Raw genomic sequence first — 6,654 nt, 5'->3', positions numbered from 1 at the left:
CAGACCCTGCGCTTCACGCGTTTCGGCCAGTTCTGGAACGATGTCCATCAGTCGAGCCAGCAGGCGTTCCGCACCTGGGTCGAGGCCAAGGCCCCCTGGCTCTGGACCTCGGTTGTCCGCGTGGTGCTGGACCAGCCGGTCTTCGCGGTGCTCGGCATCCTCGGCATCGTGTTGATGATCCTGTTCCGGCCGCGCAAGCCTCTGATCGGCTATTCGCGCGACTGACGGCTGGACGGAAGGGCGCGACGTAACGGGGCTGCACCGTCTTGCCCAAATGCCTATATTCAGCCCGTATCGCGAGCGCGCCCTCGTAGCGTCCCGCCTCGAGCGGACGCGGCTCGCCCCGGAGATCCGATCATGCTGTTCATGCGCAAGTCCGCCGCATTGCCGAGCGCAGCAGAGGCGCTGCCGGGCCGTGCGCAACCGATCACCACCGCCACGACCCATTTCATCAATGGCCATCGGCTCGAGCCACCCTATCCCGCGGGGCTGGAGCAGGCCACCTTCGGGCTCGGCTGCTTCTGGGGCGCCGAGCGCAAATTCTGGGAGCTGGGCTCGGGCGTCTACGTCACCGCCGTCGGCTATGCCGGCGGACACACGCCCAATCCGACCTATGAGGAGGTCTGCTCGGGCGGCACCGGCCACACCGAGGTGGTGCTCGTCGTGTTCGATCCGGCGACGGTTTCCTACGAACGCCTCCTGAAGACGTTTTGGGAGAACCACGACCCGACCCAGGGCATGCGCCAGGGTAACGACGTCGGCACGCAATATCGCAGCGCGATCTATACCGCGAACGATGCGCAGCAGACCGCGGCCGAGGCGTCGCGCGCGCTCTATCAGAAGGCGCTCGCGGCAAGAAGGCTCGGTGCGATCACCACCGAGATCGCGCCCGCCGGCGCGTTCTATTTTGCGGAGGACTACCACCAGCAATATCTGGCCAAGAATCCGGCCGGCTATTGCGGTCTCGGCGGCACCGGCGTGTCGTGCCCGATCGGTATCGGCGTCAGCGCGTGAGCGCCACCCATCGTCATTCCGGGGATGGCGCCCACATCCACTAAATTCGTCATGCCCGGGCTTGTCCCGCCCGGGCCATGACGACAGCGAAAATGTCCGCGCGCAGGTTCGAGGGCACCCTATGCGTCGCCCCCGGAATGACGGAGACGCGTGGAAGCGCCGCAATACCACCCGAAACGCTTTATTAACCATAACGGGTGCAAGACTGGAGCCGTCTCGGTTCGAGGGATGGCTCCAGTGCGGGTTGCGCGCGCGTTTCGATTGTCGATCTTGGCCGCGGTCGCCGCGCTCGCCTTGGGCGGCTGCATGCAGACCGCCGGGCCGGTTGCGGTCGCGCAGCCGCGCAGCGATCTCGACGCCATGGCCTACGGCCAGCCCAACGTTCCTCCGCCGGTTGCGGTCGCCGATCACAGCGGCGGCGGCGCCATCAGCGCGCTGCGCAATTCCTTTGCTGCGGCGCCTGCGCCCGTGCCGGTCGGCTATGCCGCACCGATGCCCGGGCCGATGCCTGCTCCCGCCCCGGCGCGCTACGCCGCGGCCTATCATCTGGACGCCGGCGACAAGCTCCGCGTCGTGGTCTATGGCCAGGAAGGTCTCACCAACACCTATGCGATCGATGCGGGCGGCGCGATCACCCTGCCGCTGATCGGCGCGGTGCCGGCGCGCGGCCGCACCACCGCGGGGCTGGCGGCGGACATCGCGGCGCGCCTGCGCAACGGCTATATCCGCGAGCCTTCGGTGGCGGTCGAGATCGAGGCCTACCGTCCCTTCTTCATTCTCGGCGAGGTCGCGGCCCCCGGCCAGTATCCCTACGTGCCGAACATGACGGTGGAGAGCGCGGTCGCGATCGCCGGCGGCTTCTCGCCGCGCGCGCGGCGCGACACCGTCACGCTGACCCACAGCGACACCGGTGGCGCCATGCGCGTGGTGGTGCCGCTCGGCACGCCGGTGGGACCGGGCGACACCGTGTTCGTCGGCGAACGCTGGTTCTGAGCCAAAGCCGTCATTGCCGGGCTTGACCCGGCAATCCATCATCTCAAGAACGCTCTCTGTATGATGGATGCGCGGGTCCCGGCTGTGCAAGGCTTCGCCGGGCTTTCGGTCTCGGCCGGCGAAGCTTCAGCGAAGACGGCAAGCCCGCGCATGACGAATTGTAATTACGCCAACGGGAGGCTTCGCGAAGAAGGCCTGCGCACCATAAGGGGCGGCTACTCCCACATCCAGTTCTCGCCGTAGTCGGCCTTCCAGCCGGCCAGCCGTCCGCCGCGGAATTGCAGGAACAGCCGGTGGCGATGGGGCGCCAGTCCGCTGCCGCCGAGGTTGCGCAGCGCAAGGAATATCTCGTTGCCGGGACGTCCCCGCACATATTGCAGCGGCTGGCCGAGCGCCCGCGCGGTTTCCTCGACGTCCATCCCGAAGGCCAGCGGCGTCGTGTTCGACAGCGTCGCGACGAAGGGCAGGCGCGGTAGCGGGCCGGGCTGCTGCGCTCGGGCCGGCGCCGCCTGCATCACGGTCAGCGCCGCCAAGGCGGCGAGGGTCGACACCGATTGCCGCCAAGTCACGTTGCAAGTCACGTTGCTCGTCCGGTGGTTGGTGGCGGCAGAGTCTTCAGGAACGGCACCACGGCGTCAACGAAGGCCTGCGGCTGGTCGATGTTCACGGCGTGCCCGGCCGATGGGATCACCACCTTGCGCGCGCCGGGGATTTTTGCCGCCATGTAGTCCGACGCCGCCAGAAATGGCGTGTCGTCGGCGCCGACCACGATCAGCGACGGCACCTTGATCTCGGGCAACAGCTCCATCACCTTCGCGTCGCGCTGGGTCAGCATGCCGCGCGCGGCGAGCGCCAACCCCTTCGCGTCGCGATGGCTGACGGTGGAGCGTTCGCGGCTCGCCGATTTCAGCACCTCGAGTCCCTCGCGCTCGAACCGCTCGGCAGTGTCATAGGCGCGCTTGTTCCAGACGTCGCGGGCATCGTCCTTCTTGAAGCCGGGGCCGGTGTCGATGATCAGCAGCGCCCGCACCCGCTCCGGATGCGCCCGGTAGAAGGCGAGCGACATGTAGCCTCCGAGCGAGAGCCCGCCGATGATGGCGCGCTCGGCGCCGACGGCGTCGAGGATCGCCGCCATGTCGGCGACGGTCAGCGTCTCGCTGTAGGCCCGGGGATCATCGGGATAGTCGGACCGGCCGTGACCACGCATGTCCCACAGGATGAGCTGGTGCTCCCGCGAAAGCGCATCGACCTGGCCCTGCCACATCGCCGAGGTGGAGGAGAAGCCATGGGTCAGGAGCAGCGGCGGCCCGCTGCCGTGCACCTCGTAATGGATGGCCACCCCGTCGCGATCGATTTTTGGCATCACGTCCATCCCCTGCGTTTCCGGCGCATCCTAGAGCATGATCTGCAAAGGTGCGCAGCAGTTTTCCGAAAAGATCATGTTCGAACAACAACCTGAAGCGCGATGACGATTCATCCAATCTCGTCGCGCCACGGCGTGACGGGTTACTCGGGGGAAACTGCCGAACCGTGCCGCGGCGCGCGACGCCATGCGCAACCGGCCGGAAATTCCATCCGGCGGTTGCGTCAGCACCCTTGTCGCAACGCACAACGCTTGGCGCCACGTTCGTCTCGATCAATTCCAAATTGCATTTGCCTCCACGCGGGAACGCGATCATTCTCCCGGCCAAGGCTGCCGCCGGCCCGGTGGGCGTCAGCCACACAAGTTGCCGCCGTAAGCGGCTTCATGCACCGGCAGGGGAAGAAACCATGCCTACTCTCAACATCAACGGGCGGAATATGTCCGTGGATGCGGCAAACGATTCGCCGCTCCTATGGGCGATCCGCGAGCAATTGCAAATGACGGGCACGAAATTCGGCTGCGGCGCCGGTTTGTGCGGAGCCTGCACGGTGCACGTCAACGGTGAAGCCGTTCGTTCCTGCCAGACCAAGGTCGGCGACGTCGCCGGCAAGAAGATCACCACGATCGAAGGCCTCAGCGCCAAGGGCGATCATCCCTTGCAGAAGGCGTGGGTCGCCGAGCAGGTCCCGCAATGCGGCTACTGCCAGTCCGGGCAGATCATGCAGGCGGCGTCGCTGCTGGCAAAGAATCCCAACCCGACCAAGGAAGAGGTCGTCGCGCACATGGACGGCAATCTCTGCCGTTGCATGACCTATTCACGGATCCAGAAGGCGATCATGCGTGCCGCAACCGAAATGCGCACCGCGTCCGTCTCCGGCACCGAGCGGAGGCCCACATGAACAAGCACGCGAAAATCACTCCCGCGACCACGGATCTCAGCCGCCGCTCCTTCCTCGTCGGCACCGCCGCCGCCGGCCTCGTGCTCGGTTATGCCGGCGTTCCCGGCGTCGACCAGGCGTTTGCCGCGGCTCCTGCCAATTTCGATCCCAGCGTCTGGTATTCGATCTCGCCGGAGGGTCTCGTCACCGTGACCTGCGGCAAGGCCGACATGGGCCAGCACATCGCCTCCACCATGGCCCAGATCGTCTGCGAGGAGCTCGGCGCCAAATGGAGCGACATGCGGGTTCAGCTCGCCTCCAACGATCCGAAGTTCAACGACCCCGTGCTGGGGGCGCAGATCACCGGCGGAAGCTGGTCGACGACGATGAACTTCGACGCGATGAGCCGCGCGGGCGCCGCCGGCCGCATGGCGTTGACGGACGCCGCCGCCGGCGCGATGGGCGTGCCGGCCGGCGAACTCGTGGTGCGCGATTCCGTGATCTCGCATCCGAAGTCGAAGAAGCACATGAGCTTTGCCGAGATCGTCAGGAGCGGCAAGGCCACCAAGACCTTCACGGCGGACGAGCTCAAGGCGATCAAGCTGAAGACTCCGGACCAGTACACCATGATCGGCGTGTCGGTGCCGCAGATCGACATCCCCTCCAAGACCAACGGCACGGCCAAGTACGGCATCGACGTCATGCTGCCCGGCATGGTGTACGGCGCCATCGTGACCCCGCCGGTGCGTTTCGGCGCCACGGTGAAATCGGTCGACGATTCCGACGCCAGGAAGGTGCCCGGCTTCATCAAGGCCGTCACCCTCGACGACAAGACCGCAACGACGTCCGGCTGGGTGGTCGCGGTTGCCAACACCTTCGCGCAGGCGAAGGCGGCGGCGGCGGCGCTCAAGGTCAGCTATGACGGCGGTCCGAACGCAAAGCTGTCGAGCCAGTCGCTGTTCGACGAAGCCAAGCGGCTGCAGGGCCTGTCCGACTCCGGCCAGTTCTTCGTCAAGGACGGCGATCCCACGGCCGCCTTCGGCACGGCGGCCAAGACGCTGGAGGCGGAATATACCACCAACATCAACATCCACTGTCCGATGGAGCCGATGAACGCCACCGCGGAGTTCAAGGGCGACATCCTGCACGTCTATTCCGGCAACCAGTTCGCGACGCGCTCCGGCGCGATCGCCGCCGGCGCCGCCGGGCTCGATCCGAAATTCGTCGTCATGCACCAGATGTGGCTGGGCGGCGGTTTCGGCCGGCGTCTCGACGCCGACATGATGGTGCCGGCGGTGCAGGCGGCGAAAGCCGTCGGCAAGCCGGTCAAGGTGATCTACTCGCGCGAGAACGACATGACGATGGATTTCTCGCGTCCGCTCACCTACCAGAAGGTCAAGGCCGGCGTGGACGGCGACGGCAAGCTGGTCGCGCTGAGCCACGACGTGGTCTCGGCCTGGCCGACCGCGCGCTGGGGAATCCCCGATTTCCTCTCGCCCTCGGTCGACAAGAAGGGTCCGCTCGACGCCTTCACGGTGAACGGCTCGGACTTCTTCTACACCGTGCCCAACCACCACGTGCGGGCGATCAAGAACGAGATGGCGCACAACGCCACCCCGTCGGGTCAACTGCGTTCGGTGGCGCCGGGTTGGACCTTCTGGGCGGTCGAAAGCATGATCGACGAGATCGCGGTTGCGACCGGCCAGGATCCGGCCCAGTTCCGCATCTCGCTGCTCGACGGCAAGGGCAAGAACGACGGCGGCGCGCAGCGGCTGCGCAACACCCTGCTCGCCGCGATGGGCCTGGCCGGCTACGGCACCAGGAAGCTGCCGAAGGGCGAAGGCATGGGCGTGGCCTGCGTGTCGTCGCAGGAGCGCGCCACGGCAAGCTGGACCGCCTGCGTCGCCCATGTTGCCGTCGCGCCGTCGGGGGCGGTGACCGTGAAGAAGCTCACGGTCGCCACCGACGTCGGCACGCAGGTGCATCCCGACAACATCCGCGCCCAGGTCGAGGGTGCGGCGCTGTGGGGCCTGTCGCTTGCGCTGTACGAGAAGGCGACACTGAAGGACGGTGGCATCCAGCAGAAGAACTTCGACAGCTACACGCCCTTGCGCATGAGCCAGGTGCCTGAGGTCGCGGTTGCCGTCATCGCCAATGGCGAGAAGGCCACCGGCGTCGGCGAACCGGCGGTGACGGTGGTCGCACCCGCCATCGGCAACGCCATCTTCAACGCGTCAGGCGCTCGCGTCCGCGCGCTGCCGATCACGGCGGAAGCCGTGAAGGGCGCGATGAAGGCGTAATCGTCGCCGATTGCGGCAAGAGACGATCCGCCGGGGGGTGACCTCCGGCGGATTTTTATGTTCCGTGAAGGTATCCCCACACCTGAGAGGGTCTTGACGCCCACGG

The 6,654-nt window shown here is 66.7% G+C and carries 7 protein-coding genes; 5 read left to right on the top strand and 2 right to left on the bottom strand.

Annotation, left to right across the window (positions count from 1 at the left end; all coding sequences use genetic code 11):
* The 3 genes from KGM94_RS22315 to KGM94_RS22305 all read left to right on the top strand — a co-directional run.
* The coding region (locus tag KGM94_RS22315; protein ID WP_300264176.1) for a hypothetical protein at positions 1 to 225 on the top strand (225 nt) is incomplete at its 5' end.
* 132 nt (positions 226 to 357) lie between these two features.
* On the top strand, positions 358 to 1,014 hold the full coding sequence (msrA, locus tag KGM94_RS22310) for a peptide-methionine (S)-S-oxide reductase MsrA (protein ID WP_300264174.1): 657 nt from the start codon (positions 358 to 360) through the stop codon (positions 1,012 to 1,014).
* A 228-nt stretch (positions 1,015 to 1,242) separates the two neighbouring features.
* The gene (locus tag KGM94_RS22305) at positions 1,243 to 2,007 is read left to right on the top strand and encodes a polysaccharide biosynthesis/export family protein (RefSeq protein WP_300264172.1); all 765 of its coding nucleotides are present in this window, start codon (positions 1,243 to 1,245) and stop codon (positions 2,005 to 2,007) included.
* A 215-nt stretch (positions 2,008 to 2,222) separates the two neighbouring features.
* Here KGM94_RS22305 and KGM94_RS22300 read toward each other — a convergent pair whose 3' ends face one another.
* The gene (locus tag KGM94_RS22300) at positions 2,223 to 2,522 is read right to left on the bottom strand and encodes a hypothetical protein (RefSeq protein ID WP_300264180.1); all 300 of its coding nucleotides are present in this window, start codon (positions 2,520 to 2,522) and stop codon (positions 2,223 to 2,225) included.
* Positions 2,523 to 2,584: 62 nt separating this feature from the next.
* Entirely contained in the window at positions 2,585 to 3,370 is a 786-nt protein-coding gene (locus tag KGM94_RS22295) for an alpha/beta fold hydrolase (protein ID WP_300264170.1), read from the bottom strand.
* A 407-nt stretch (positions 3,371 to 3,777) separates the two neighbouring features.
* Here KGM94_RS22295 and KGM94_RS22290 point away from each other — a divergent pair, with 407 nt between their 5' ends.
* Both KGM94_RS22290 and KGM94_RS22285 read left to right on the top strand, forming a co-directional pair.
* A complete protein-coding gene (locus KGM94_RS22290; protein ID WP_300264178.1) occupies positions 3,778 to 4,269 on the top strand; it encodes a (2Fe-2S)-binding protein in 492 nt (163 codons plus the stop codon).
* Positions 4,266 to 6,548 carry a molybdopterin cofactor-binding domain-containing protein gene (locus KGM94_RS22285; RefSeq protein WP_300264168.1) on the top strand — a complete coding sequence of 761 codons (2,283 nt, stop codon included), beginning with the start codon at positions 4,266 to 4,268 and terminating at the stop codon, positions 6,546 to 6,548. The genes KGM94_RS22290 and KGM94_RS22285 overlap by 4 nt, the downstream gene beginning before the upstream one ends.
* The last annotated feature ends 106 nt before the right edge of the window (positions 6,549 to 6,654 follow it).

Origin of the sequence: Bradyrhizobium sp. (assembly GCF_028868675.1) — a bacterium.
Taxonomy (GTDB): Bacteria; Pseudomonadota; Alphaproteobacteria; order Rhizobiales; family Xanthobacteraceae; genus Bradyrhizobium.
Note: the sequence above shows the minus strand (reverse complement) of the source record. Positions and strands in the feature narration are given on the sequence as shown.

Coding starts and splice junctions, on each gene's coding strand:
- msrA (WP_300264174.1), top strand. CDS start 358: ATGCTGTTCATGCGCAAGTCCGCCGCATTGCCGAGCGCAGCAGAGGCG.
- KGM94_RS22290 (WP_300264178.1), top strand. CDS start 3,778: ATGCCTACTCTCAACATCAACGGGCGGAATATGTCCGTGGATGCGGCA.
- KGM94_RS22305 (WP_300264172.1), top strand. CDS start 1,243: ATGGCTCCAGTGCGGGTTGCGCGCGCGTTTCGATTGTCGATCTTGGCC.
- KGM94_RS22295 (WP_300264170.1), bottom strand. CDS start 3,370: ATGCCAAAAATCGATCGCGACGGGGTGGCCATCCATTACGAGGTGCAC.
- KGM94_RS22300 (WP_300264180.1), bottom strand. CDS start 2,522: ATGCAGGCGGCGCCGGCCCGAGCGCAGCAGCCCGGCCCGCTACCGCGC.
- KGM94_RS22285 (WP_300264168.1), top strand. CDS start 4,266: ATGAACAAGCACGCGAAAATCACTCCCGCGACCACGGATCTCAGCCGC.